This is a genomic window from Pseudomonas sp. S5D5 (assembly GCF_003013355.1).
Lineage (GTDB): Bacteria > Pseudomonadota > Gammaproteobacteria > Pseudomonadales > Pseudomonadaceae > Aquipseudomonas > Aquipseudomonas aylmerensis.
In genome coordinates this window covers 1,029,248-1,055,786 of record NZ_PTEO01000001.1, presented here as the reverse complement: position 1 = coordinate 1,055,786, position 26,539 = coordinate 1,029,248, and the positions used below count along the sequence as shown (strand labels likewise).

At 61.0% G+C, this 26,539-nt stretch carries 27 protein-coding genes; 17 read left to right on the top strand and 10 right to left on the bottom strand.

Translation table 11 applies throughout. The features are described from left to right. Window positions 1–78: 78 nt before the first annotated feature. From C9990_RS05050 to C9990_RS05040, 3 genes are all read right to left on the bottom strand, one after another. Entirely contained in the window at window positions 79–2,541 is a 2,463-nt protein-coding gene (locus tag C9990_RS05050) for a TonB-dependent siderophore receptor (protein WP_106802681.1), read from the bottom strand. Window positions 2,542–2,638: 97 nt separating this feature from the next. Beyond that, entirely contained in the window at window positions 2,639–3,619 is a 981-nt protein-coding gene (locus C9990_RS05045; protein ID WP_106802680.1) for a FecR family protein, read from the bottom strand. Beyond that, window positions 3,616–4,161 (bottom strand): sigma-70 family RNA polymerase sigma factor, encoded by a 546-nt coding sequence (locus C9990_RS05040; RefSeq protein WP_065908587.1) that lies wholly within the window; start codon window positions 4,159–4,161, stop codon window positions 3,616–3,618. Before C9990_RS05040 ends, C9990_RS05045 begins: the two co-directional genes overlap by 4 nt. 203 nt (window positions 4,162–4,364) lie before the next feature. Here C9990_RS05040 and C9990_RS05035 point away from each other — a divergent pair, with 203 nt between their 5' ends. Further along, the gene (locus C9990_RS05035; RefSeq protein ID WP_106802679.1) at window positions 4,365–4,694 is read left to right on the top strand and encodes a hypothetical protein; all 330 of its coding nucleotides are present in this window, start codon (window positions 4,365–4,367) and stop codon (window positions 4,692–4,694) included. Window positions 4,695–4,700: 6 nt separating this feature from the next. Here the strand turns inward: C9990_RS05035 and C9990_RS05030 are convergent, their stop codons facing one another. Beyond that, on the bottom strand, window positions 4,701–5,336 hold the full coding sequence (locus C9990_RS05030) for a LysE family translocator (protein ID WP_106802678.1): 636 nt from the start codon (window positions 5,334–5,336) through the stop codon (window positions 4,701–4,703). A 157-nt stretch (window positions 5,337–5,493) separates the two neighbouring features. On the opposite strand from C9990_RS05030, the gene C9990_RS05025 reads away from it, so the two are divergent. The 4 genes from C9990_RS05025 (at window position 5,494) to C9990_RS05005 (ending at window position 8,182) form a co-directional block, all read left to right on the top strand. Continuing rightward, window positions 5,494–5,865, top strand: coding sequence for a PH domain-containing protein (locus tag C9990_RS05025; RefSeq protein WP_065908583.1), 372 nt, complete (start codon window positions 5,494–5,496; stop codon window positions 5,863–5,865). A 345-nt stretch (window positions 5,866–6,210) separates the two neighbouring features. Further along, a complete protein-coding gene (locus C9990_RS05015; protein ID WP_106802677.1) occupies window positions 6,211–7,374 on the top strand; it encodes an S-type pyocin domain-containing protein in 1,164 nt (387 codons plus the stop codon). Window positions 7,375–7,389: 15 nt separating this feature from the next. Further along, window positions 7,390–7,677: a colicin E3-like toxin immunity protein gene (locus C9990_RS05010; RefSeq protein ID WP_106802676.1), complete on the top strand. Its 288-nt coding sequence runs from the start codon at window positions 7,390–7,392 to the stop codon at window positions 7,675–7,677. A gap of 4 nt (window positions 7,678–7,681) precedes the next feature. Then, entirely contained in the window at window positions 7,682–8,182 is a 501-nt protein-coding gene (locus tag C9990_RS05005) for a hypothetical protein (RefSeq protein ID WP_106802675.1), read from the top strand. Window positions 8,183–8,192: 10 nt separating this feature from the next. Here the strand turns inward: C9990_RS05005 and C9990_RS05000 are convergent, their stop codons facing one another. The 3 genes from C9990_RS05000 to C9990_RS04990 form a co-directional block, all read right to left on the bottom strand. Beyond that, entirely contained in the window at window positions 8,193–8,765 is a 573-nt protein-coding gene (locus C9990_RS05000; RefSeq protein ID WP_106802674.1) for a hypothetical protein, read from the bottom strand. Between the two features lie 293 nt (window positions 8,766–9,058). Next, window positions 9,059–10,411 carry a sensor histidine kinase gene (locus tag C9990_RS04995; protein WP_106802673.1) on the bottom strand — a complete coding sequence of 451 codons (1,353 nt, stop codon included), beginning with the start codon at window positions 10,409–10,411 and terminating at the stop codon, window positions 9,059–9,061. Beyond that, complete coding sequence (locus C9990_RS04990; RefSeq protein ID WP_106802672.1) at window positions 10,408–11,070, bottom strand: response regulator; 663 nt, start codon at window positions 11,068–11,070, stop codon at window positions 10,408–10,410. The genes C9990_RS04995 and C9990_RS04990 overlap by 4 nt, the downstream gene beginning before the upstream one ends. 147 nt (window positions 11,071–11,217) lie before the next feature. Between C9990_RS04990 and C9990_RS04985 the strand changes: the two genes are divergently transcribed. The 5 genes from C9990_RS04985 to C9990_RS04965 all read left to right on the top strand — a co-directional run bounded on the left by C9990_RS04985 (window position 11,218) and on the right by C9990_RS04965 (window position 16,021). Then, window positions 11,218–11,484 (top strand): PepSY domain-containing protein, encoded by a 267-nt coding sequence (locus C9990_RS04985; protein ID WP_065908564.1) that lies wholly within the window; start codon window positions 11,218–11,220, stop codon window positions 11,482–11,484. Then, window positions 11,484–12,029, top strand: a complete 546-nt coding sequence (locus C9990_RS04980) for a cytochrome b/b6 domain-containing protein (RefSeq protein WP_065908562.1) — start codon at window positions 11,484–11,486, stop codon at window positions 12,027–12,029. The genes C9990_RS04985 and C9990_RS04980 overlap by 1 nt, the downstream gene beginning before the upstream one ends. Window positions 12,030–12,051: 22 nt before the next feature. Beyond that, entirely contained in the window at window positions 12,052–13,320 is a 1,269-nt protein-coding gene (locus tag C9990_RS04975; RefSeq protein ID WP_106805604.1) for an exo-alpha-sialidase, read from the top strand. Further along, window positions 13,320–13,931: a hypothetical protein gene (locus tag C9990_RS04970; protein WP_106802671.1), complete on the top strand. Its 612-nt coding sequence runs from the start codon at window positions 13,320–13,322 to the stop codon at window positions 13,929–13,931. Before C9990_RS04975 ends, C9990_RS04970 begins: the two co-directional genes overlap by 1 nt. A 68-nt stretch (window positions 13,932–13,999) precedes the next feature. After that, window positions 14,000–16,021, top strand: a complete 2,022-nt coding sequence (locus C9990_RS04965) for an LTA synthase family protein (protein ID WP_106802670.1) — start codon at window positions 14,000–14,002, stop codon at window positions 16,019–16,021. On the opposite strand, the gene C9990_RS04960 is transcribed toward C9990_RS04965, so the two are convergent. Further along, window positions 16,022–16,396: a cytochrome c family protein gene (locus C9990_RS04960; protein WP_065908559.1), complete on the bottom strand. Its 375-nt coding sequence runs from the start codon at window positions 16,394–16,396 to the stop codon at window positions 16,022–16,024. Window positions 16,397–16,439: 43 nt separating this feature from the next. Next, window positions 16,440–16,982, bottom strand: coding sequence for a demethoxyubiquinone hydroxylase family protein (locus C9990_RS04955; RefSeq protein ID WP_226939935.1), 543 nt, complete (start codon window positions 16,980–16,982; stop codon window positions 16,440–16,442). A 197-nt stretch (window positions 16,983–17,179) separates the two neighbouring features. On the opposite strand from C9990_RS04955, the gene C9990_RS04950 reads away from it, so the two are divergent. The 6 genes from C9990_RS04950 to C9990_RS04925 all read left to right on the top strand — a co-directional run bounded on the left by C9990_RS04950 (window position 17,180) and on the right by C9990_RS04925 (window position 24,390). Continuing rightward, window positions 17,180–17,560, top strand: a complete 381-nt coding sequence (locus C9990_RS04950) for a response regulator (RefSeq protein ID WP_065908558.1) — start codon at window positions 17,180–17,182, stop codon at window positions 17,558–17,560. Between the two features lie 194 nt (window positions 17,561–17,754). Next, window positions 17,755–18,369 carry a biliverdin-producing heme oxygenase gene (locus C9990_RS04945; RefSeq protein ID WP_106802669.1) on the top strand — a complete coding sequence of 205 codons (615 nt, stop codon included), beginning with the start codon at window positions 17,755–17,757 and terminating at the stop codon, window positions 18,367–18,369. After that, window positions 18,366–20,609 carry an ATP-binding protein gene (locus C9990_RS04940; RefSeq protein WP_106802668.1) on the top strand — a complete coding sequence of 748 codons (2,244 nt, stop codon included), beginning with the start codon at window positions 18,366–18,368 and terminating at the stop codon, window positions 20,607–20,609. The genes C9990_RS04945 and C9990_RS04940 overlap by 4 nt, the downstream gene beginning before the upstream one ends. Before the next feature lie 287 nt (window positions 20,610–20,896). Continuing rightward, complete coding sequence (locus tag C9990_RS04935) at window positions 20,897–21,106, top strand: hypothetical protein (protein WP_106802667.1); 210 nt, start codon at window positions 20,897–20,899, stop codon at window positions 21,104–21,106. Between the two features lie 109 nt (window positions 21,107–21,215). After that, the gene (locus C9990_RS04930) at window positions 21,216–23,111 is read left to right on the top strand and encodes an alkaline phosphatase D family protein (RefSeq protein WP_106802666.1); all 1,896 of its coding nucleotides are present in this window, start codon (window positions 21,216–21,218) and stop codon (window positions 23,109–23,111) included. Between the two features lie 265 nt (window positions 23,112–23,376). After that, entirely contained in the window at window positions 23,377–24,390 is a 1,014-nt protein-coding gene (locus C9990_RS04925) for a diguanylate cyclase domain-containing protein (protein ID WP_106802665.1), read from the top strand. A gap of 9 nt (window positions 24,391–24,399) precedes the next feature. On the opposite strand, the gene C9990_RS04920 is transcribed toward C9990_RS04925, so the two are convergent. After that, window positions 24,400–25,428 carry an amino acid ABC transporter substrate-binding protein gene (locus tag C9990_RS04920; protein ID WP_106802664.1) on the bottom strand — a complete coding sequence of 343 codons (1,029 nt, stop codon included), beginning with the start codon at window positions 25,426–25,428 and terminating at the stop codon, window positions 24,400–24,402. Window positions 25,429–25,572: 144 nt separating this feature from the next. Between C9990_RS04920 and C9990_RS04915 the strand changes: the two genes are divergently transcribed. Then, complete coding sequence (locus tag C9990_RS04915) at window positions 25,573–26,466, top strand: LysR substrate-binding domain-containing protein (protein WP_065908545.1); 894 nt, start codon at window positions 25,573–25,575, stop codon at window positions 26,464–26,466. Window positions 26,467–26,539: the final 73 nt, after the last annotated feature.

The window sequence follows — 26,539 nt, the reverse complement described above, 5'->3', positions numbered from 1 at the left end:
GATCGCCGCCGTCGCCACCTTGAAATGCAGTCTCCTGTGGGAGCTGGCTTGCCTGCGAAAACGCCAGCCCCCCTCCAATCAGAAAGTGTACTTGGCAGTGACCGTAAAGTTACGCGGATCACCATACACATCGTACGGACTCCACGTAGAGTTACTGGCAATCCCCTGGTAGTACTTTTTATCGAACACGTTGTTGATGTTCAGTTGGGTGTCGAGGTGTTTACTGACCTGGTAGCCAGCCATCAGCCCCACCAACGCATAGGCCTCCTGTTCGATATGGTAGTTGCCGAAAACGTTGCGGCCTTTATTGAAGGTACTGCTCTGGCTGTAGACGTTTGCACCGACACGCAGCTTGTTCAGATCACCCTGCAGGTGGTAGGTGGTGCTGGCCTTGAACATGTGGCGAGGCACGTCAGTGTCGAACAGGGTGCCTTCCTTGGAATTGTCCGCATCCTTTTTGTACTTCGCCTGAGCGAAGGTGTAACCGGCGCCGACCTGCCAGTTTGGCGTCAGTGCACCGTTGATCTCCAGCTCGATACCCTGGCTGCGAACTTTGCCAGCGGCTTCGTAACAGCCATAGGCGCCGACAGGAATAACCCGGCAGGTGCTGGCGTCCGCCACTTCCGCCGCGCGGTTCAGTTGGTCGATCTGGAACAGCGAGGCACTGGCGTTCAGTGCGCCACCGAAGTATTCGCCCTTGATACCCACTTCGTAGTTTTCGCCGGTGATGGGCTTGATCCCGGCGCCGTCGCTGTTCTTTTCGCTCTGGGGCTGGAAGATGTCGGTGTAGCTGGCGTAGACGGAGTGGTTGTCGTCCAGGTCGTAGATGAAGCCGGCATAACGGGTGACGTGGCGCGTTTCCTTGGTTTTGCCCGAAGTGTAGTACTGGTCGTTGGTCTCGTTATAGATCGAGGTCGAGTCGTACCATTCCAGGCGCGCGCCGAGAATGACTTTCAGCGGGTCGGCGAGATTCCAGCGCGTGGTGACGTATAGGCCCTCTTGATCGACCTTGTCGTTGATGGAATAGATATCGGGAACGAACGGCCGGGGCGTATTCGGGTTGAAATGGTTGATGTCGATATTATTGATGAAGGTCGTGCCACCCACGGCCTCGGTCTTGAGTTGGCGCTTGCTGGCGCCGACTACCAGCTCATGCTGACGCCCCATCAGGGCGAAGGGGCCGCTGGCAAAGAAATCATAGGTGGACTGGTCGTAGTCACGCCCTTGGTTGAACACTCTTTGCCGGTAGGTCGTGTCGTTGTTACGTTCCAGGACCGCACCCACCAACTTGAAGTCAGACCAGTTTTTCGAGGCCCCTGCATGCAGGCGCCAGTCGTTGTCGAAACGCTGGTCGAGCTCGACAAACAGCGTTTTGTTGTCGATGTCCTGGTGCGACCAGCTGTAGCCGAACGATTTGGAACGGGAGAAGCCCATGTGGCTGCCGTTCGGGTTCACCGGTAAGCCGCCCCAGTTGATGTTGTTATTGTCGTTCTGATCGGATGCACCCACGGTCAGGGTGGTGCTGTCGGTCAGGTCAAACTCGGTGACGCCGTAGAACACGCCGCGCTCACGCCCTGCGTAATCCTGATAGCTGTCCTTGTCGTGGTAGGCACCCACAAAACGGCCACGCACGCTGCCGCTGTCAGTAACCGGGCCGGACACATCCAACTCACTGCGATAGTTGTCCCAACTGCCGGCACTGCCGGTGATACTGGCCTGGAACTCTTTGGTGGGACGCTTGCGCACCATGTTGATGGCTGCCGACGGGTTGCCGGCGCCTTGCATCATGCCGGTGGCGCCACGGACTACTTCGACACGGTCGTAAGGCGCAAGATCGGCGGTGGCGACCCAGTCGGCGTTGTAAGTGGTCGGCAGGCCATCGAACATAATATTGGTGATAGGAAAGCCGCGGGCGAAAAACTCGCTGTTGGCCGGGCGCGCAGCCGACATTCGTAGCCCCGGGGTGGCCTGGACGACATCATCGAGACTGCGCATGGCCTGGTCATCCATGCGCTGGCGCGTAATCACCGTCACGGATTGCGGGGTCTCGCGCAGGGACAGCGGCAATTTTGTTGCAGTCTGCATGACCCCAGTGGTGTAGGAACCACTGTTCTCAGTGGCTGCCCCGAGGCTCAGGCCGCTGATGGTGGTAGCGCCCAACTCGAGTGCATCACTGTCGCGGGTGCGCGCGACCAGCAAATAGTTGCCACTGGCAGTCCGAATAGCCGCCAGGCCACTGTCGACGAGCAGGCGGTTGAGGCCTTCGTGTACGCCATAATCACCACGCAGCGCCGGCGCGCGTTTGCCTTGCACCAACGCCGGATCAAAGGGAAGGCTGATACCGGCAACCTGTGCAAAGCGATTGAGCGAGTCGTCCAGCGGCCCGCCCGCCAAATCGTAATGACGGCGGTCGACGTTTTCTGCCTGCACCGCAAAACTGGCCAGGGGCAGGCTGGTCACACCGGCCAGCAAAACACTACGCAGGGTAAGCGCAAGCGCACTGCGCTGGAGCGGCTGAGGGAAAGTAAAGGCAGAGGACATGGACGCTGAGCTCCTTTCGAATGACTGAATGTATTTCCTGTCTGTCGAAGGGCTCGGAGAAACCCGTAAACGTTTTTGAGATTTTTTCTCATCGCGTTTAACGGGCAACGATGCGGGTCCAGAGCGGGGTAAAACGTTCAACACGTACGGGCAACGAATCGCTCAATGCACTCAGGGCCCGGTCAATGTCATCAAGCTGGAATACGCCGGATACTTCCAGTTGCGCAATATCCGGATCACAGCGCAGCCAGCCGTGACGATAACGCGCCAGTTCGGCGGCAAGGTCGCGCAGCAGCATGCGTTTGGCCACCAACTGGCCACGTGTCCACGCACTGGCGTTAATGCTGCTTACGTCGACACGGTGACTGCCGTTGGCATCGATCACATATTCCTCGGCGGCAGCGATCAAGACCGGCTCACCTTGGCCATGAATAGCCACCACACCGTCTTCTACACGCACTCGCGTGCCCTGATAGTCGTCACGCACGGCGAAAGCGGTTCCGATGGCCTGCAAACGTGCGTGCGGGGTGCTGACCCAGAAGCTGCGGCGCCCGTCCGGCGCGGCGTTGTCCTTGCCGGTATCGATGAAAATTTCGCCACGGCGCAGTCCGATCAGTCGGTGCTGGGCAGTGAATTGAACGTCCACCACACTGGCGGTGTTCAATTGCAGGCGGGTGCCATCATTGAGCATGAACTGGCGTCGCTCGCCGACCCCGGTGGCATAGTCCGCTCCCCAGGGTACCCACGTGCTTTCGCGCAGCGACCAGCCGCCCACACCGCTGACCACAAGCCCCATCCCCAGCAACTTGATCGCGTGGCGCCGGCTGTGGCGACCACTGTTCAGGCTTTGTAGGGTATCCAGCGCTACTGTGCCGGGTAAAGCGGCCAAGCCCTGGAAAGCCGCGTCGCTTTTGCGCAATGCTTGCCAGGCGGCTTCATGCATCACATCGGCTTGACGCCAGCATTGGCAGGCCTCCAGCATCTCGGGATTCGAGCCACCGGACTCGATCCTGACCAGCCAACCGATGGCCTGGTCGAGCACAGCGTCTGGAAGTTCGGGAAGAGAGTGAAGGCTCATCGTTGGGCCAGGTAGCAGTGGCGGATGGCGCTGGCCATGTACTTTTCTACCGAGCTGAGACTGACGGCCAGGCGCTCAGCGATTTCCTTGTAGCTGAGGCCCTCGAGGCGCGACATCAGGAAGGCCATGCGCACCTTGGGGAGGAGGCCATTGAGTAATGCATCTACGCGAGACAGTGTTTCCAACAGAATCAATTGCGACTCGGGCGATGGCACCTCGGCTTCCGGCAGGTGCGCAATGGCTTGCAGGTAGGCTCGCTCGATCCGCTGCCTGCGAACCCGATCCACCAGTACGCCACGCGCCACGGTACTTAACCAGGCACGAGGCTGGCGCAGTTCCTGCAATTGTTCCGGCTTGCCGAGGATCTGCACAAAGATATCGTGGGCCAGGTCGGCAGCGTGGTCGCCATGGCGCATTCGCTTGCGCAACCAACCCAGCAGCCACGCGTGATGATTGACATACAAGGTGCGAACATCGACGTGAGGCACTGGGGGAGTGGATGACGACGACACGGAAAGCCTCGGCCTGATAGATAGATGCATTTGAGAACTGATCTCATCCTAGTATCGGCGAGTTGCAGCCATCAAGTAAAGAATGCGTTTATCCCCGTCTTTCCGAGACTGCGCCGATATCAATGCCGCTGGCCCTATCCAGCCTTGTAGCTGACTCCTGCACCCGGGTCTTTTTTTTCGACCAAAGAACAGTGATCATCGCCCTCCCCCCAAAAAACAGAGGCACCGAAACCATGGAATTGACGCTGGAAGCGGTTGCGCTCTTTGCACTGAAACTGGTGCACGAGACGGACGGCGGCAGCCCGGTTTTGCGGGATGACCTGGTGATGGATGGGTATGAGCGCGAAGTGTTTGGGCTGCTGGTGCGCCAGGGAAACCTGGCGGCTATTCAATCCAAGATAGCGGACTGTGTTGACCAGGCACTTGAGGCATTGGGCGGCGCCAATACGGTGATGGGTCGCGAACTGCAACGGTTGGCGGCTGATGTGCAAAGCGTGGGTCAGCTTGATGAACTGCCGGCACCGCTGAATGCCCTCAAGGATTACCTTAAGGACATCCAATAAAGCAACCTAGCGCCGCCCTTCAACCGCCATCCGCACCGCCAGCCCCATCAGCACCGAGCCCATCAGCCAGCGCTGCACCACCTGCCAACCCGGCCGGGTGACGAAAAACACCGCGATGGAGCCCGCCATCGTGGCAATCACCGCGTTGACGCTCACGCTGATGAAGATCTGCGTAAAGCCCAGCACCAAGGATTGCGCCAGCACACTGCCATGGCCGTTCGGATCGATGAACTGCGGCAGCAGCGAGAGATACATCACCGCCACCTTGGGGTTCAGCAGGTTGGTCACCAGGCCCATGGTGAACAGCTTGCGCGGGCTGTCCTGGGGCAGGCTCTGCACTTGGAACGGCGAACGACCACCCGGTTTGATCGCCTGCCACGCCAGGTAAACCAGGTAAAGCGCACCGCCGAAGCGCAAGGCGTCGTAGGCAAAAGGCACTGCCATCACCAAGGCCGTTATCCCCAATGCCGCGCACAACATGTACACCACAAACCCCAGCGCCACGCCGCCCAGCGAGATAAACCCCGCCGTTCGTCCCTGGCAGATCGACCGAGAAATCAGGTAAATCATGTTCGGGCCGGGCGTCAGCACCATGCCGAGTGAAATCAGCGCATAGGCCAGCCAGCTGGACAGTTCAGGCATTCTTCGGCTCCTGGGGTATTGTTCTGTCGACGTGAAACATTTGGCCAACGTTGCAGGGTTGGACGCCATGGTAGGGCGTTCAAAATGCGCGCGTTAGATACAGATCCGCGAGCAAAACGTCATACACCCACGGCACTACTTATCTAAGGACCGGCCCATGATCGACTTCAACAACAAAGGTTTCTTCAAGCTCAAGCAAAACAACGAATACGCCGAACGCGTCTCGGCCCTGCTGCTCGACGGTGAAGAAGTGATCGACGCCTACAAGGCCATGCGCGACGGCGTGGTGTTCACCACCAAGCGGATTATTGCGGTCAACGTGCAGGGGATTACCGGCAGCAAGAAGGACTTCACGTCGCTGCCGTACAAAAACATCGTCGCGTATTCGGTGGAGACATCCGGGACGTTTGACCTGGATTCGGAGTTGGAGATTTACTTTTCGTCGCTGGGGAAAGTGAGGTTTGAGTTCACGGGGAAGACGTCGATTGTGGAAATCTCGCGGTTGATTTCCAAGCATCTGCTGGGCTGATCCGCGACAAAAAAAGACCTTGGCGTCCCAAGGTCTTCTTCATTGCTCACGCCAAGGAAGGCAGCTACGCAGTGGTGGGCCTGCTGGCGCGCTGCAAAATCAACAAGCCCTGAGTGCATCGGTCACTGAATAACGTGTTCGACCGCCAGTATTACAGCGGGTATGGGCGATACAACAGCTGCTTCAGCGGTGACCCACGCCATCTGATGGTGGGGCTCAAGTATCAGTGCCGAGGGCCGCTGGTAAGCCGCTGAACTTTCCCACGCAACTCATCGAACAAAGCGCATATCTGGCGCTGATTCGCCTCCGTAGGCTCACTACCTCGCACAAGGAAGTGAGCCGCTCATGTCAGAACGCTTTTATCCCCCCACCGAAGCAGAGCAACTCAAACAGCGCATCCTGATTCCGCAGCCATTGCGTGTGCCGTATTCACCGACGGTTGATTTTTTCGAGCCAACCCCTGCCCCGGTACCCACGCTGGCCAAACCTTGCGGCTGCGTTTTCATCAAGCCCTGCCAACTGCCTGACGGCGTCACCCATTACTTCAACCCTGCGGGGTATGTCCCGTTGGAGTTGGTCAAGGAGTATGGCCATTTAAGCCTGCTGGGTGGGCGTGAGGTGGACAGCCGGGGCGCAGTTGCCTTGCGCAAGATCAGCGGCAGCACATTGCCCGTTGGCCTCGGGCAGTTGGCGTTGCGTTCGGCGGTTTTGGAGTCGGCGGCCACTGCCGTCGGGTCCGTCGCCGGAGGCTTGTTGACGGGGTTGGTGGCGCTGGCCTGGCCGTCGGAGCTGGGTGATAGCGCGCTCTACAGCGAGGAGCAGTTGCGTTCGATGCAGCGGGCGCGGTCGCAGATGCGGTTGCATATTGAGCAACGCGAGGACGGTACGCTCAAGGGGTATGGGTTTTACACGGGTAACCATGCCGATTGGCAGATGATTGATGTCGTGCAGTTTCAAACCCGTGGCGATCAGTTTGTGGCGGACTTGGACGAGGGCGTGGAGCTGATCTGGACGCCCGCCGTTGATCCAAGTGACACGCTGGGTATTCCAGCCTTGGAGGCTGCGCCGCAAGCGCCGGTAATCTGGATTTATCCGCCGACCGAAAAGGCCGCACAGATTCTGGTGAACCCGATTTATCCGCCGGAGTATCGGGATTTTATTCTGGTGTTCCCGGTGGAGTCGGGGGTTCGGCCGCTGTATGTGGTGGTAAACCAGCCAAGGAAAGGGCTCAGAAACCCACACCATGATTACTTCTCTCCACCCGAAACGGAGGACATAACAGGCTTTCCCGGTCTGATTCCCCAAAAGCCTTTAACACCGAGAAAAGGCGGAGCCGGCTTACGTGAACGTTGGAAAGACGCAAAAGGAAGAAAAATATTTGAGTGGGATTCTAAAAAAGGCGAGCTGGAAGTCTATCGAAATAGCGATTTAACACACCTCGGCGCATTTGATCCTTACACCGCCGAGCGTCGCGGACCGGCGGACCCGAAACGTCGTATTTACAGATAAAAAGGAACTCGGAAAATGCTAATGAAAATCAGACTGCGATGGTACGAAAAACACAGCAATGACTTGAAGGCGGATGAGTATTCAGCGGATATCGCAGATCCAGACAGTGTTTTTGAAGCATTAGGTTTAGGCGAAGAAACCGCGATCTACGCCGACGTATTCAACGTTCAACCTAACTGGGTAACGATTATTCAGCCGTACTTCCAGCACATGATCGAACCCGACCGCTTCGACTACCAAATTTCCTTCCGGTACCAAGGCGCCTGGCCACCGCCCCCAAAGCAACGCCAAAAGGCGTCCTAATGCGATGAAACCCACACTGCAAAAGCTCCTCCTCTACCGCTCAGTCAACACCCGAACCCACGGCGTGCGCCACGGCAGTTGTCGCGCCTACCGGTACGAGCGGCACACTAAAAGCGAAAAAGACAAACGATCAAACCGCGGTTCGATGCACAGCCATCAACGACACGGGTTTGACTACACGCCGCTGTTCCGGTTTCTCCTATCCAAAGTGGGCCACCCGTGGGATGAGGTTTTCAGCGAAGCCAAAGCCCGCTTGGATCGCCCAGAGCCCATCTTCTGGATGGTTGCGATGCATGAAAGCGACAAGGAGGAGTCCGTGAGAACGGATGAAAACAGCTACTACAGCGGCTTGTGGGTCGACGAAGCGGGCCTGGTGCAAAAGGTCAATCCAATGCTGACGCCCGAGCAGATGGGGCCCTTCTCCGACTACGACACCCACACCTTCAACGGTGTGGTATTCGCACAGTCTTCAGCACGCAAACGGTGGGCAAAACCCACCGTTTAATCAACTCCGCTTAGCCCTCTTTCACCTCACTCCCTTCCCCTCCAATCAACACCCGATTCGCCGGATCCGTAATATCAAACACCTGCTGGGCACACGCCGCACTATTGAGCCTGAACTGGAACTCAACCAGATACACCTTGGCCTTTTCCGGGCTGAACGTGCTCATCACCGGGCCGCAGCTGTAGTAAGCGCCGTTGCCCTGGCTTCTCGCTGAACTGGAGACGGTGAGTTTCTTGCCTGGATCCGCTTGGAGTTCCAGCTGCGGAAAACGCTTGAACCCGGCGCTGGCGACGGTCTGGTTGAGCTTGGCGATCCAGTTGAAGACTTTGCCTTCGCCGGTGTCCATGACGGTGCCGAGGGTTTCCAGGCGCTGGTCGGGGTCGCCTTCGCGGCGCACGGCGAATTCGACAGGGTTGGTGCCACCGCTGGCCTTCATGATGACCTTGGCATGATCCGCATCCACGGCCACGGTTTTCTGGCGCAGTTGGATACCGTCCTTGAGCAGGCTGGGCGATGAGTCGCGTTGGTTGGATTGGCAGGCGCCCAAGGCCAGGGCGAGGGAGAGCAGCGCGATTCGCTTCACGGGAGGATGTCCTTATCAAGGTGAGAGTGAGTGATGACTGGACCCGAGTTTAAACGGATTGTTCCGCACTGAAACGGCGAGCCGTCACACTTCGGGAAGGCGGCGATGCAAATGCGCAGGTCTGGCAGGCATACCGAGGTGATCCTTTCGCAGCCTCGCTAAAGCTCGACAACTCCCACAGGGGATTGGCGGTGTCACCCTTATTTCAATCCCCTGTGTGATCACAATATCCGACGCGATGAAGCTCACCTGTGGGAGTTGTCGAGCCTTAGCGAGGCTGCGAAAGCGGTGCATCAGCGCACGCTGAACACCAGCCGCGCACATAACCCGCCTTGCTCCAGGTTATGCAACGCCAGGCGGCAGCCGATCTTGCCGACGATCATCTCGACAATCGCCAATCCCAGCCCCGCGCCGTTGGCATTGCCGCGGCTGTAAAAGCGTTCGAACAGGCGCGCCAACTCCGCCTCGTCGATCCCTGGCCCCTCATCCTCCACGCTCAGGCAATCGGCGCCAATCACCACTTTTACTTCGCTGCCCGCGGGGGAAAAGTTCAGCGCGTTGGTCACCAGGTTTTGCAGGGCGATGGCCAGTGCCACCGGCTCGGTTTCGACCCAGCACTCTTCATTGCCTTCGAGCACCAGTTCCACGCCGCGCTCCATGGCCAGCGGGGTCAGTTCGGCGAGTTCTTCGCGCACCAGTTCGGTGAGTTGCACGGGGATGCGCTTGGGGTTGTTCAGCTGCGGTTCGATGCGCGCCATGGTCAGCAGCTGGCTGCCAATACGGGTGGCGCGGTCGACGCCATTGACCAGGAAATCCAGGGCCTCGCGCTGTTGCTCCGGGGTCGCGGCGCTTTGCGCGTTCTGGGCGTGGATACGCAGGATCGCCAAGGGTGTACGCAGTTCATGGGCGGCATCGGCGATGAAGCGGCGCTCGCGCTCGAGCAGGTCGTCCACTTGGACCAGCAGTCGGTTGAGTGCGGTTTGCATGGGCTCAAGGTCAGTCGGCAGGGGCTTGAGGTGCAGCGGTTGCAAGGTGTCGGTATTGCGTCCACGAATCGACAAGACCATCGCACGCAGCGGTTTCAGGCCCCAGCCGATCACCAGCCAGATCAACAACGTCAGCAGCGGCACGCCGATCAATGTGGGCCACAGCGTGTGGCGCACGATGCGCTGGATCAGGTCCTGGCGAATGTCGTCGCGCTCGCCCACCCAGATCAGCAAGCCCTGTTGCGGATCGGCGAGCAGGAAAGCGCACCAGTCGTTGCCGTTGTCGAGGATGTCGTGGGAGCCGAATGTGGTCGGCGGCGCTGCAAGGATCGGCGCTTCGGCGGAGCGCACCAGCAACTGGCCGTCAGTGCGCCATACCTGGAAGGTCAACCGGGTTTCATAAGGATGGGCGACGCCCTCCACGCCGACCCGGCTCATGGCCTGGTCAAATGCCTCGTACAACCGGTCCCAGTCCGCTTCGCCGGGATCGCGCTGGCGCAAGACACCTTGCAGCAGGCGCGCACTCTGGGCGAGCTGGGCGTCGTAGACTTCTTCGATTTCGTGGTGGCTGTCGCGCAATACCAGCCAACTGATCAGGGCGTCACCCGCCAATATCAGCAGCAAGACGGGGATGAGGATGCGCGCGCGAACCGAGCTCATGGTTTGAGCACCAGCACATAGCCGACACCGCGCACAGTGCGGATCAGTTCGATGGAGAGCTTTTTACGCAGGTTGTGAATCAGCACTTCCAGGGTGTTGCTCTCGACGCGGTCCTGCCAGCCATACAACGCGCGGGACAGCCGCTCGCGCGTCACCACCTTGCCGGGTCGCACCATCAGTTGGTGCAGCAGTTGGTATTCCATCGGTGTGACGATGATGTCTTCGTCCAGGTAGCGCACTTGCTGGGTGGCCGGGTCGAGGTGAATGCCAGCATGCTCCAGCATCGGTTGCGCACGCCCCTGGCTGCGGCGCAACAGGGCACGCACGCGGGCCTTGAGTTCTTCTACGTCGAAGGGTTTGACCAGGTAGTCGTCGGCGCCGGCGTCCAGCCCGGCGATGCGTTCGGCGGTGCCGTCGCGGGCGGTGAGTATCAGCACCGGCACGTCATGCTGCTCGGCGCGCAGTTGCTGCAACAGGTCGAGGCCGTCGAGGCGCGGCAGGCCGAGGTCGAGCAGCAGCAAATCGAAGTTCTCCGTGCGCAGCGCATGCAGGGCCGCGACGCCATCCTGCAGCCAATCGAGGGTATAGCCCTCGGCGCCCAACGCCACCCGAATCCCCTGGCCGAGGGCACGATCATCTTCGACAAGGAGCAGGCGCATAGCAGAATCTCTGTAGGAATCGGCGGCATCATGCCGGGTTATGACACGGGGCATTTCGGCAAAGATGTTACGGCTCGTTGCCAACTAAGGTTGCGCTAAGGTTGGTTTTGCACTGTGAAACCTCCCACTTCTGCTGAGAGCTTTTCCATGCGCAAAATTCTCCTGCTGTCCCTGATTATCGCCAGCCCCCTGGCCATCGCCGGCCCGCAGTGCACCACCGCCGAGCGCTCGCAATGGCAAGACGAGAAAGCCTTCCAGGACAAGCTCAAGGCCGAAGGCTACACAATCAGCAAGTTCAAGGTCACCGACGGCAACTGCTACGAGATCTACGGTTTCGACAAAGACAAGCGCAAAGTCGAGATCTACCACGACCCGGTCACCGGCAAAGCCGTGAAGACTGAGATCAAAGGCTGATGCCAGGCGAATCCCTGCGCCTGTGGGACCCGTTGGTGAGGCTGTTTCATGTGTCGATCGCCGGGGTCTTTGTCGCCAATTACTTCTTCAATGAAGCGGGCGATGACTGGCATGTCTGGCTGGGCTACTACGCCATGGCCTGGCTGCTGGTACGGCTGGTGTGGGGATTTGTCGGACCGCGCAGTGCGCGTTGGGCGGACTTTTGGCCTACGCCGAAACGACTGGGTGCCCACGCGCGCTCGCTGCTCAACCGCCGCCCGCTGCACCGGTTGGGCCATTCGCCCATTGGTGCGCTGGTGATGCTGTTGATGTTGCTGGCCTTGCTGACTCTGGGCGTCAGCGGCTTCCTGATGCAGGAAGTCGATGCGCTATGGGGCGCCGATTGGCCCCAGCAAATCCACGAGACCGCCGCCAATGTGCTTCTTGGCCTGGTCTGCGTGCATGTGCTGGCCGCGCTGTTTGAAAGTATCCAGGTGCGGGACAACCTGCCGTTATCGATGCTCACCGGTCGCAGGAAGCGCCTGCCGGATGAGCGTGCGCAGTAATCCTTTTGCCGACAGGTTCCCTATGCGCTCCGCCTTATTGATTTGCAGCCTGCTGGCCGTATTCTTCGCGGCCTGGCAAAGCCATCCGCCCCATGTGCTCGCACCGTTTGCCGAGACCAGCCCGAACCCCGCAAAAGTGGCGGCGCCGGCGCAATACACCAGCCGCTTCGTGTCCACCCAACTCACTGACTTTGTGCATTCCTCGTCCGTCACCGCCCTGCCCGGCGGCGATTTGATGGCAGTGTGGTTTGCCGGCTCACGCGAAGGCGCGGCCGATGTGCAGGTGCGCACCGCGCGCTTTGATGCGCGCAGCGGCGAATGGGGCGCCGAGCAGGTGCTGGCCACGCGGGAAAGCACTCGCGACGGCACCCAGCGCTATATCCGCAAGCTGGGCAACCCGGTCATCGCTCTCGGGCCGGATAAACGCCTGTGGATGTTTTACGTATCGGTGTCAGTCGGTGGCTGGGCCGCCAGTGCGATCAATCTGATGGTCTCGGAGGACTTCGGCGCCAGTTGGTCGGCGCCAAGGCAGTTGGTGACCTCACCGTTCTTCAATATCAGCACCCTGGTGCGCGCCGCCCCGGTGTTCCATGCCGACGGCTCGATCGGTCTGCCGGTGTACCACGAGTTCATGGGCAAGTTTGCCGAGTACCTGTACTTGAGTGCCGATGGCGCAGTGATCGACAAATTTCGCATCAGTCGCGGCAAACACTCGCTGCAACCGACCATCGTGCCGCTGGACGGCAAGCGCGCCGTGGCGATGTTGCGCTACGCCGGCGACACCCATCACCGGGTCCTGGCCAGCCGCACCGAAGACGCCGGCCAGACCTGGAGCGAGCCGTACCCGCTGGAGCCGGCCAATCCAAACTCGTCGCTGGCTGCGGTGGGCACGGTGGACGATGGGTTGCTGGTGGCCCTGAACGACCTGGAGGATGGCCGTTTCAAACTCAGCCTCTACGGCACCGACGCCCAGCTCAGCCAATGGCGCACCGTGGTGCAACTGGATGAGTCGCCAGACCCGCTCGGCCAACCGTTCTCCCCCGAAGCCTATAAGGCGATCATCGGCGAAGGCTTCCGCGCCTCCAGCGGCGCCCGGCGCCTGCCGCTGGAGCAGCGCTTTCTCAGCAACCTCGACTACCGCGTGTGCAAACCCCAAGGCTGCGATTTCGAATACGAATACCCGTACTTCAGCCGTAGCCCGGACGGCATGTACCACCTGGTGTACTCGTGGAATAACACCTTTATCAAACATGTCAGCTTCAACGAAGCCTGGCTGGCGGAGCGTCTCTGATGGTTTCGATGTGGCAGGCGCATTTGAGTTTTGTACTGCTGGGCTTTGTGTTGCTGTGCGCGCTGCGCTTCACCGCACCCTGGCGTCCGTGGCTGCTGCCGGTGCTGGTGGCGGTGAGTTTTATCCCTATCAACGAGCTGCCGCTGGCGGCGTACGTGCGCAGTTTTACCGATGACCTGGCGATCAGCACCCTGGTGTTGTTGGCGTGGGTGGGCTTGAGTCGCGTGGGCGTGGTACAGCCGCTCAACCGGCAGCACCACGTGCAAATGTTGCTGCTGTTTGGCTTGCTGAGCCTGGTGCTGTACCCGGCCACGCTGGGCCTGACGTATTTCGATCCCTACCGCTGGGGCTTCAATCCGCGGCCGATGATTGTGCTGGTGGGCGCGGCCGCGCTGTTGATGCTGTGGCTGCGCAATGCGCTGGCGGTGTGGATGCTGGCGGTGGGCACCCTGGCGTTCGCGCTGCGGCTCAAGGCTTCGGAAAACTACTGGGACTATCTGGTGGATCCGCTCTTGGCGGGCTACTGCGTCGTGGCTGGATTAATGCAACTCAACCTGTGGGAGCGGGCGTGCTCGCGAATGCGCAGTGTCAGGCAGCATCTCTGGCACTGAACCACCGCGTTCGCGAGCACGCCCACTCCCACATTTGATCTGTGGTGTTGTTGAGAAGAGGGAAGATAATGGGTGCGTTGCAATCACGCCGCCTGCGCTACGGCGTGGGCGCGATTGGATTGGTATTTGCGTTGCTGGCCGCCTTGCGGCTGATATTCGTGCTGGCGTTTTCGGGCCTCGCCCTGGACACCCCGGCGTTGCTGGAAACCGTTGGCATCGGCCTGCGGTTCGACCTGCGCCTGGCGGTGCTGTTGCTGCTGCCGCTGGCGGTGCTGGCCTGGCTGCCGCGCTGGAACCTCACCACCCTGCCGGCCCTGCGCTGGCTGGCGCGGGGTTACCTGGTGATCGCACTGGCCGGGGTCGGCCTGGTGTACATCATCGACTTCGGCCACTACGCCTACCTGGGCGTGCGCATCAACGCGACGGTGTTGCGTTACCTGCAAGACGCGCAGATTTCACAACAGATGGTGTGGGAAACCTACCCGGTGCTGTGGATAACCGCCTGCTGGCTCGCGGCGGTAGCACTGTGGGTGTGGGCGTTGATCTGCCTGGAGCGGCTGACCCTGGATCGCCAGCCCACGCCCACGCGCAAATGGGCGCTGGCCTCGGTCTCGGTGATCGGCCTGGTCGCCGTGCTGCTGGCCCTGCTCGGCCGCGTCGCCAACCTCAACCTGGAGAACCCGGTGCCGCTGCGCTGGAGCGATGCGTTCTTTTCCGGCAACAGCCAGGTGGCAGCCGTGGGCCTGAACCCGGTGCTGTTTTTGTATGACACGCTCAAGGTCGGCCAGTCACAGTTCGATGAAGCCCAGGTGCGCGAACATTACCCGCAAGTCGCCACGTACCTTGGTGTTGACCAGCCGGATGCGCAGCAACTGAACTTCATCCGCGAGCAACCCGTGCAGCCGTATCGACTGGCCGGCGAGCGTGCACCTAACGTGATCTTCGTGATGCTCGAATCCCTCGGCACCAGTGCCGTGGGAGCCTACGGCAACCCGCTCAACCCGACGCCGAACCTGGACCAGTTGGCCACGCAAAGCTGGTTCTTCAAGCACTTCTATGTGCCCGTCACCGGCACCGCCAAGACCGTGTGGGCGAGCATCACCGGCGTGCCGGATGTGACCCGCCAGGAAACGGCCACCCGCAACCCGCTGATCACGCGCCAACACACTGTGATCAACGCGTTCCAGGGCTACCAGAAGTTCTACCTGATCGGCGGCAATGCCGGTTGGGCGAATATCAACGCGCTGATCCGCCAGAGCATCGACGGCGTGCAACTCTATGACGAAAGCCACTGGCGTTCGCCGCGGGTGGACGTGTGGGGCATCTCCGACCTGGACCTGTTCAAGGAAGGCGACCAGCTGTTGCGCAGCGTGCCCCAGGACCAGCCGTTCTTTGCCTACGTGCAAACCTCCGGCAACCATCGGCCGTTCACCATTCCCCGCCTCAACGACGGTTTCCAGGTCAAGGACGTGACCCTGGAACAGGTGCAGGCCGCCGGTTCGCGCAGCGTCGAGCAATACAATGCGGTGCGCCTGCTGGACTACAACATCGGTCGCTTGATGGAAATCGCCAAGGCCGGTGGTTGGTACGACAACAGCATTTTCGTGTTCTTCGGCGACCACAACACGCGCATCAGCCAGATCCCACACATGGCCCCGGCCTTCGAACAACTGGGCCTGGAAAGCAACAACGTGCCGCTGCTGATCCACGCCCCCGGCCTGCAACCGCGCGTCATAGAAGAGGCGGTGGGCCTGGCGGACCTGCTGCCGACGGTGGCCGGCATGGCGGGCATACCCTTTCGCAACGGCGCGATGGGCCGGGACATCCAGCAACCGGCGCCGGAGGGCGAGCGCGTGGTGCCGCTGGTCTTGCAGGAGGGCACGTTCCCGATCATCGGCGGCGTGACCAAGGACTTTTTACTGCAGATGCAGCATGACGGCAGCTCACCGACCCTGCATGACCTGGCCTCACCCACTCCGCGCGAGGACGTCGCCGCGCAGCATCCCCAGGAGTTTCAACGCCTGCGGACGCTCACGCAGGGGCTGCATGAGAGCGCGCGGTTGATGCTGTTCCGGAATGTGCGGGAGTGACTATTTATCCTGGAAGGTTTCCAGGTAGGCGAGGATGTTCTCGATTTTTTCCGGGTCGCTGATGCCCCAGAAGATCATCCGCGTGCCACTCACCACCTTCTTCGGTGCCTCGATGTAGGCGGCGAGCTTGTCGCGGGTCCAGACCACGCCGGAGTTCTTCATCGCGTCGGAGTACTGGTAATCGGTGGTGGTGCCGGCGGGTCGGCCGATGATGCCGTTGAGTTCCGGCCCGAAGCCACCGCGCGCACCTTCGCCTATGCTGTGGCAGCCGCCGCAGGTCTTGCTGAAGAGCTTGCCACCCGCCTCGGCATCGCCTGCGGCAAGGGCCGAGCCGCTGTTGAGGATCAGGGCGAGGATGAACAAGGCGTACTTCATGGTGGACTCCACAGCGGGTGATAACGGCAATTATGCCTGTTTGTCAGGAGCGCATGCCCATCCAGATCACCGCTTCGGTCCAGGCCGTGACCACCGGCGCCAGCGCACGGAACCATGGGTCCTGCGCATCAATCTGCGCGGCCGAGTGGTCGTGGTGGTGCTGTTCCTCGTCGACAATCGAGGCAATGGCGGCCACGGCCAGCGGATCAATGTCACGCAGCGTGTGCAGTTGGTGCGCCAGGTGCTTGAGCACGACACTTTCAACGGCGACCGTCGTGGCGACAATAGCCTTGCGCCCGCAGACGCCGGTGATCAACCCCAACGCCAGCCCGCCCAGCCCACACAGCCAGTAACTGCGGCAGCGACGATAGCCGCGCCGCTGCAACTCGGCCTGGAACACCGCGCGGTGGCGACGCTCGTGAGAAAGAAACGCTTGCAACTCGGCCACCATGCCGGGCGCGAACACGCGGGCCATGAACAATTGGCCGCTGTAGATACAGATCGCGCCATGCTCGCCGGCGTGGTCGACTTTGATCATGCGGTTGCCCAGGTCCGGGTCGATCAAGGAGGCGGCGGGAGCGTTCACGGTTGACGGCCTTGTGTGTGCGCCGGCGGGAGCCGGACCGGTCAGGATGGCAGAGCGCCGGTATCGTGCAGCACACCCACTCAAATGCGCAAGCCAGACCCTCCAAGTGACCACCCATCGCCTTATAAACATCCAATCGAACCTATCCGCGCCTGCCCCACTCCACCTTACTGGACCCTGATGGTGGAGTAAGGATCATGGCTCAGCCATCGATTTTAGTGCTGGAAGACGACGAGATCATTCGTTCGTTAATGGTGGATGTGCTGGAGGATTTCGGGGCGGTGGTAACGTCGTTTCCTTCGGCGGATGAGGGGATGATTTACCTGGAACGGGGCGATGATCCGGTGGACCTGATCGTCAGCGATGTGCAAATGCCGGGGCTACTCAATGGCTACGACCTGAGCCGGGTTGTCGCGCATCGGTGGCCGAGCGTGCCGGTGCTGCTGACGTCTGGCAATACCAAACTGGCCGAGCAGTTGGGCGGTTCCGTGCGGTTCCTGCCCAAGCCGTGGAGCACTGAGCATCTGCTGGAGTGTGTGCAAACCGCCTTGACCCAGCAGGGCTCGTCCTTGCATTGATAGCATGGCGATATCACCCGGACCGAACTTCACATGGGTCCGTGTGGTCATTGAAGAGCAGGGAGCGACTTTTCTGATCCGCTGGTCAGCCTTTTCGCCTTGTGCGTTCAGTTGATCGCCATGAGTTGTGTAGAATCGTCGCCCATTTCCAAGCGTCATTCATGGCCGAGAGGCCCACACTTCGAGCTCATTGAATGCATTCACCGGCCCATGACGTTAGTGCGCCCTCATTGCTGGAAGCGTTGCGTGAAGGCACCGGCCTGTTGCACGTGGCGCTGGAAAAACGCCTGCCGTTTTTCTCCGAGCGCCTGGATGCCAGCTGGTATCAGCGCCTGGTCCGGGCGTATTACGGTTTTTATGCGCCGATCGAAGCGGCGCTGTACGACCGAGATTTGATTCCCGTGGGCTACGACCAGGCATTGCGTGTGAAAACGCCGACCCTGGTGAGCGATCTTCACGCCCTCGGCGTGAGTGACACCGCTATCGACGCCCTGCCCCGCTGCGCCCATTTGCCCCGTCTCGACACGCCCGCCGCCTGCCTCGGTGCCCTCTATGTGCTGGAAGGCGCGACCTTGGGCGGCCAGGTACTGCGCCGCGAAATGGCCCAGCGCCTGGACGTGCATGCCGACAACGGCGGTGCGTTTCTCAATGTTTACGGTGCCGACACCGGTCGACGCTGGAGGGATTTCCTCGATTACCTGGGCCACATGCCGCTGGATGCCAAGGCCAGACAGCACGCGGTGGATGCGGCCCGTTCGACGTTCAGCTGCTTTGAGCAATGGCTCGACAGCCAGGAGGTACTGCTATGAAACCCGAAGATTTTGAAGAGCTGCTTGCCAACTGTGCCGACGAGCCGATCCGCTTCCCTGGTGCGATCCAGCCCCACGGCGTGCTGCTGACCTTCTCGGAGCCGGACCTGCGCATCATCCAGGTCAGCGCCAACGTCGCGGCCCTGTTCGGCCACGCACCCGAGGCACTGCTGGGCCAGCCGCTGCACACGCTGATCGGGGCCGAACACGCCCAGGCCGTGCAAACCGTGGCTGCGCAAAACAGCTTTTTCGATGCCCCGCCGCTGCATGTCAGCCTCAACGGCGCCGAGTTCGAAGGCCTGCTGCACCGCCATCAGGACGTGCTGGTGCTGGAGTTCGAACCGCGGCTCAAAGACTTCCGCCCACGCGCGCTGAATGGTCGCACCAGTGACCTGGGCAAAATGCTGCAACGTTTGCAGTCGGCGAAAACCCTGCAGGCGCTGTACGAAATCAGCGTGACCGAAATCCAGGCCATGACCGGTTACGACCGCGTGCTGATCTATCGCTTCGAAGACGAAGGCCACGGCCAGGTGATTGCCGAAGCGTCGGCACCGTCCATGGAGCTGTTCAACGGGCTGTTCTTCCCCGCGTCCGACATCCCCGAGCAGGCCCGCGAGCTGTACCGCACCAACTGGCTGCGCATCATCCCGAACGCGGCCTACGAGCCGGTGCCGTTGTTGCCCAAACTGCGCCCGGACACCGGCCAACCGCTGGACTTGAGCTTCGCCACCCTGCGCAGCGTGTCGCCGATTCACTGCCAGTACATGCAGAACATGGGCGTGTTGTCGTCCATGAGCATCTCGCTGATGAAGGGTGACAAGCTGTGGGGCCTGATCAGCTGCGGCAACCGCGAGCCACTGCTGGTGCCCAACGACCTGCGCACCGCCTGCCAGACCATCGGCCAAGTCTTGTCGTTGCAGATCAGCGCCATGGAAGCCCTGGACCTGAGCCGTCAGCGAGAAGAGAAAGTCGAGGCCCTGGCGCTGCTGGACCAGGCGATGAAAGCTTCGCAAGACAACGTATTCGACGGCCTCGCCCAACGCGGCCAGTTGCTGATGGACCTGACCCTCGCCGGCGGCGTGGCGATCATCGAAGACAAACAATTGCACCGCTACGGCAACTGCCCGGAACCGGCGCAGATCCGTGCCTTGCACAAGTGGCTGCAGGACAGCGGCGAGCCGGTATTTTCCAGCCATAACCTGGTGTCGGTGTACCCGCCGGCTGCCGAGTTCCAGCAGGTCGCCAGCGGCGTGTTGGCCATGAGCCTGCCCAAGCCGGTGGACAATGGCGTGATGTGGTTCCGCCCGGAGGTGAAGGAAAACATCAACTGGAGCGGCGACCCGAAAAAGCCCCTCGACCTGGAAAATTCCGACGCCGGCCTGCGCCTTCGCCCACGTACTTCATTTGAAATCTGGAAAGTCGAAATGGCCGGCATCTCCACCAAGTGGAGCCATGGCGACCGCTTCGCCGCCAACGACCTGCGCCGCTCGGCCCTGGAAAACGACCTGGCCCGCCAGGTACTGCGCGAGCAACAAGCCGTGCGCGCCCGCGATGAACTGGTGGCGGTGGTGTCCCACGACCTGCGTAACCCGATGACCGTAATCTCGATGCTGTGCGGCATGATGCAAAAGGCCTTCAGCTCCGATGGCCCACACACTTCACGGCGCATTTCCTCGGCCATCGACACCATGCAACAGGCCGCCGGGCGCATGAATGTGCTGCTGGAAGACTTGCTCGACACCTCGAAAATCGAGGCCGGGCGCTACGTGGTCAAGCCGGTGGCGCTGGATGTCAGCCAGATGTTCGAAGAGGCCTACTCCCTGCTTGCCCCGCTGGCGATGGAGAAAGGCATCGACCTGTCGTTCAACACCGAGCCCGGCCTGCAGATCAATGCCGACCCGGAGCGGCTGTTCCAGGTCCTGTCGAACCTGATTGGCAATGCCATCAAGTTCACCCCGCGCCAGGGCAATATCGGTATCAGCGCCATGAGCAATGGCGAGGAAATCGTGTTTTCGGTGCGTGACTCGGGCGAAGGCATTGCGCCGGAACAACTGCCCCACGTGTTCGATCGCTACTGGACCCAGGCGGAAAACAACCCCACCGGCAGCGGCCTGGGGCTGTACATCACCCAAGGTATCGTGCAGGCCCATGGCGGCAAGATCGTCGCCGAGAGTGAATTGGGGCGTGGCAGTGAGTTCCGCTTCACCGTGCCAAAGGTGATGGAAGAGTCGCATACCTGACACGCCTCCCACCTTGGCGCTCTGCCAGGGTCAGGGTGCCGCGCGGATTACTACAGCGCGTTACGTAACGGCGCCGCACAGAACTGCGCGGCGTTTGGGCTGCACGCCAGGGAGGCCGCGACTTCGCCCGAAGCGGGCGGCTGCGCCGAAGGCCGTGTCGATGATTTCCAGCCGCGATCCGTCACATGTTGCGGCGAGGCGTTTATAGCGCGGTTGCCGTCCCCCTCTGTAGGTTTGGCTCAGCTTCACTAAGCGGTGAGGCTTACCACTGACAGAGGACCACCTCCATGATAAGTACCCTCAATCACTCGTTGAACATGCCTATTGCATCTGTGGCTCAGCAGGATGAAGTCACGCGCTCTCGCAACAAGCGCAGCATCGAGCAGACCCACCAACACGCCTCCTCCATTGAGTCCAATGGCCCGGCCGCGAACGACAGGCGCAGGAGCACCGGCACCAGCACGCTGGACAGCCTGGGCGGCGGTCGACTGCTCTAACCGGGCATGTGAAGGGCTGTGCACGGCCCTTCATACCCTCGCCTTAACAAAACACTGACATTCAATGCGCTAGAGTTTTCGGCCGACCCCGCCTGGAGCCCTTCCCTGCATGCTGCCACCCGACACATTGCCCGCCGTACTCGCCGGCCCCCTGCTACGCCGCCTGGAACCCCAGCGGTTGGTGCTGTGGCTGATGGGCACCCGGGAGCTGGTACTGACCCTGACGCTGCACATCGCCGGGCAGACCCGCAGCATCGTGCTGGATCAGGGCCAATGCCAAACCGTTGCGGTGGGGCGTGACGCCGTCATCCACTTGATCGACGTGCCGCTGGATGACGCCTTGCCGCAGGATGAGGTCATTGGCTATGACCTGTTGATCGACAGCCTCGGCATCGCCGAGTGGGCGCCACACCTGCTGTATGCCGACGCCCAATACCCCAGTTTTGTGCTGCACAGCCGTATTCATCAGTTGGTCCATGGCTCGTGCCGCAAACCACACCATCACGCGGACGAAGGCCTGCTGTGCGTCGACCGTCTGCTGGCCGAAGCCCACCTGCCCGAGCAGCGCCCGGCCCTGCTGATGATGAGCGGCGACCAGGTGTACGCGGACGATGTCGCCGGGCCCATGCTGCGGGCGATCCATGGGTTGATCGCGCGCCTGGGCCTGTTCGATGAATACCTGGAAGGAGCGGTGATAGACGACAGCGCCAGCCTCTACGGGCATCGCGCCAGCTACTACCACCGTGCCGACCTGCTCCCGGCGCTGGACAGCAATGAAACCCTGCGCGAGCGATTTTTCGGCGGGGTGAAAAAACCGATATTCACCAGCAGCACCGCCGATAACCACTTGGTCACCTTCGCCGAAGTCATGGCGATGTACCTGCTGGTCTGGTCGCCCACGCCCTGGAACCTGCTCACGCTGGAGCCTCCCCGCTTGAGCGCCGAAGAACAGCAGCGCTTCGCCCGCGAGCAGGTACAGATCGAGCGCTTTCGCCAGGGCCTGCCGGGCGTCGCGCGGGTATTCGCCCACCTGTCCACGCTGATGATCTTTGACGATCACGACATCACCGACGACTGGAACCTCAGCGCCCAATGGGAAGAAACCGCCTACGGCCACCCCTTCTCCAAACGCATCATCGGCAATGCCCTGCTGGCCTATTTGCTGTGTCAGGGCTGGGGCAACCAGCCGGATGTCTTTGGTCCGCTGGTCAGCCAGGTCCAGGCGCTGACCACCCAGCCCCAGGCCAACCACCTGGACGCCAGCGCGCAGGATGCGTTGCTCGAGGCCCTGCTGAAATTCCAGCAATGGCACTACGTACTGCCCACCACGCCTGCGCTGGTAGTGCTGGACACCCGCACCCGTCGCTGGCGCAGTGAGTTCACCCTCAAGCAACCTTCCGGCCTGCTGGATTGGGAAGCCTTGAGCGAACTGCAGCAGGAACTGCTTGATCACCCCTCGGCCATCATCGTCTCGCCCGCGCCGATCTTTGGCGTCAAGCTGATCGAGACCGTGCAAAAAGTGTTCAGCTGGTGCGGCCACCCCTTGCTGGTGGACGCGGAAAACTGGATGGCCCATCGCGGCGCCGCCCAGGTGATCCTGAATATCTTCCGTCACTCACGGACACCGGGGAACTACGTGATCCTGTCGGGCGATGTGCACTATTCGTTCGTCTACGAAGTACTGATCCGTCATCGCAATGCCGGCCCGAAAATCTGGCAGATCACCAGCAGCGGCATCAAGAACGAATTCCCGCCGCGCCTGCTGGAATGGTTCGACCGGCTCAACCGCTGGCTCTACTCGCCCCGCTCGCCCCTCAACTGGTTCACCCGCCGCCGCACCATGCAGGTGGTCCCGCATATTCCGGAACATGCCGAAGCGGGCGAGCGGCTATGGAACTCGGCGGGGATCGGCCAGGTGTTTTTCAACGAACAGGGCCAACCTGAAGAGATTTACCAACACAACGCGGATGGGAAGGCCAGGACGAGAATGCTGGCCCCCAAGTAACTTTTCTTCATCGACAACAAGGCCGTCCAGCTCGGATGGCCACGAGGGGTGCCTGCGGTTCGAACGCTGGCGCGAAGCGCTGCGCATCGTCAAGGCGCGGGGAAATCGTCGGGCGCCCCAGATAGATAGCCTATTGCCATCCTGCCAAAGGCGTACATTCGCCCTATTCAAAGCACTCAAATCCCGTTGTACAGTAGCGCCAGCCACGGAGTACCGGCATCAATATCGGCAGGCCTTGGATGCCAGCCCAAGCAAGGATCGCGCAATGGACGATACTCCCGGCAACAGCCCACCGGGCACTGATTTCTCTCACTTCAACGCCGACATGCTGCACACCGTTCTGGAGTTGGTCAGCGACGGCATCTGGGATTGGAACGCCAATACCGGGTTCGTGTACCGCAACCCGGGTTGGTATGAAATGCTTGGCTACCCTCGACACGCCCTGGAAAACAGCGTGTTCACCTGGGAAAACGTGATCCATCCGGACGACTACCCCCAGGTGATGATGCTGTTTGATGACTATATCCAGCGTCGTGCCCCCTACTACCAGGCCGAATACCGTTGCCGCAAAAAAGATGGCAGCTACCTGTGGATCGAAGACCGTGGCTACGTGATTGCCCGCAACGCTGACGGTTCGGTGGCGCGGATGGTGGGCGCCCACCGTGATATCCATTCACGCAAAAGCTCCGTCGAGCAACTGGAACAGCGCAATCAATCCCTTGAAGTGCTGGTGGCCGAGCGCACGCGCGAGCTGTCACGGGTCAACCAGCAACTGCAATTGCAGCTGGATGAAAATCGCTCCCTCGCCGAACGCGACACCCTGACGCTGGTCGCCAACCGCTATCGCATGGAAAAAACCTTGCTGGAAGAATGCGAACGCGCCCAACGCTTTCGCCTGCCGCTGGCATTGATCGCGATGGATATCGATGACTTCAAGCCGATCAACGATCAGTACGGCCACAGCGCAGGCGACGAGACGCTGGTGCGGGTGGTCGAGCGTTTGAAAGGCTGTATACGCGCCGATGACCTGCTGGCTCGATGGGGCGGCGATGAGTTTATGGTACTGCTGCCCAACACGTCGCTGGAGACGGCCAAGGCAATCGCCGAAAGCATCTGCGAGGCGTTGAGGGATAACCCGGTGAGCAACGACTTCCACGTCACCCTCAGCGTAGGCGTGGCGGCGAGCCAATCGGGTGATACCCCCGCCGCCTTGATGGCACGTGCCGACCAGGCGTTGTATCGCGCTAAGGCGGCGGGGAAAGGTGGGGTCGCCGACTGACCCCCGGCGTTATCGCACCGGCGGCGCGTACTGGATACCGCCGTTGTTCCACAGCGCATTGAGCCCGCGCTTGATCTTCAACACGCTGCCCTGGCCGATATTGCGCTCGAACACTTCGCCGTAGTTGCCCACCTGCTTGACGATCTGCACGACCCAGTCCTTGCGCAGCTTGAGGTCCTTGCCGTACTCACCGTCGGCGCCCAGCAGCCGCGCGACATCCGGGTTCTTGCTGGTCTTGGCCTGTTCCTCGACGTTCTGCGAGGTGATGCCCATTTCCTCGGCATTGAGCATCGCGAACAGCGTCCACTTGACGATGCTGAACCACTCGTCATCGCCCTTGCGCACCAGTGGCCCCAGCGGTTCCTTGGAGATCACCTCCGGCAGCACCACGAACTCATCCGGGTGGGCCATTTTGATCCGCTGTGCATACAGTCCCGACTGGTCGGTGGTCAGCACATCACAACGCCCGGCCTCCAGGCCCTTGGCGCTCTCGTCGGCGGTGTCGAAGGTGATGGGCGTGTACTTCATGCCGTGGGTGCGGAAGTAGTCGGAGACGTTCAGTTCAGTGGTGGTGCCGGCCTGGATACACACGGTCGCGCCGTCCAGTTGACTGGCACCGGTCACTCCCAGTTTGTTGTTCACCAGAAAGCCGATGCCGTCGTAGTAGGTGATGCCCGTGAACACCAGGCCCATCGCCGAATCACGCGAGCTGGTCCAGGTGGTGTTGCGCGAGATCAGGTCGATTTCGCCGGACTGCAACGCGGTGAAGCGCTCCTTGGCGGTCAATTGGGTGAACTTCACTTTCGACGCATCGCCGAACACGGCCGCCGCCACGGCGTGGCACACGTCGACATCGAGGCCGGTCATCTTGCCCTTGCTGTCGGGCACGCCAAAACCGGGCAAGCCGTCGCTGACGCCGCATTGGATAAAGCCTTTTTTCTGGATCGCATCCAGGGTCGCCCCGGCGTGCGCAGTGCCGGCGAGGCCGAATACGGCGGTGGCGCCCAGTGTGGCCAACGTGGTTTTGAATCGGTTCATGCAAGGCGCTCCCTGTCATTCCTTATTATTCGGCGCTGCACAGCCCGCGCCGGTTTATAGTGCTGCCGGGCAGTATCCACGGCTTTACGGCGCTGCCACAAACGACCTTTAGGCAAAGGCTCCTTCCGATTTGGAATGAACTGCATGATTTCAAAACGCTTGACCCCTTCGATGACGGCCTTGCAATGCTTCGAAGCCGCCGCCCGCCACCTGAGTTTCACCCGCGCCGCCGAAGAGCTGCACCTGACCCAGAGTGCCGTCAGCAAGCAGGTGGCACAGTTGGAAGAGATGCTCTGCCACAATCTGTTCGAGCGGGTCCGCCAGCGCCTGTACTTGTCGCCGGCCGGGTCGTTGTACCTGGCCGAGGTGCACAAGATCCTCACCCAGGTGGACATCTCCAGCCGCTACATCCTCACCTACGGCGGTGAAACCGAGGTGCTGCGCATCGCCACCCAGCCGACCTTCGGCGATCGCTGGCTGGTGCCCAAGCTCAAGGACTTCGCGGCGAAACACCCGAATATCCACCTGGACGTGCGCAACGAACTGGAGCCCTTCGACGTGCTGCAGGCCAAGGCCGATATCGCGTTTTTCTTCGGCCAGGGCTCATGGCCGGGCGCGACCTGCATCGAGCTGTTTCGTGAAGCCGTGGTGCCGGTCTGTGCGCCGGGGTTTGTTGCCGAGGGCAGCGACGCGTCGTCGCGCCACACCTTGCTGCAATGCACCTCGCGCCCGGAAGCCTGGCACGAATGGTTCCTGGAACAAGGCCTGCACTCGCAGAACAGTTATCACGGGCCGCGTTTCGACACGTTCTACATGTGCATTCGCGCGGCGCAGTCGGGCTATGGCGTGGCGCTGGTGCCGCATTACCTGGTGGCCGAAGAACTTGCCCAAGGCAGCCTGACGATCCCATGGGACTACGCCATGCCCAGCAGCGGCGCGCACTTTATCGCGCATGCCGAACACGCCGGCGAGATCCCCAAAGTCAAAGCCTTCCTGAACTGGATGGTCGACTACGTGAGTGCACATCGCGACTTTTAATAATGACCCGGCGACTTTATTTCGTTTGCGGCCAGGGTGGGCGCACGGCTTAGATAAAAACACGTCCGCCATT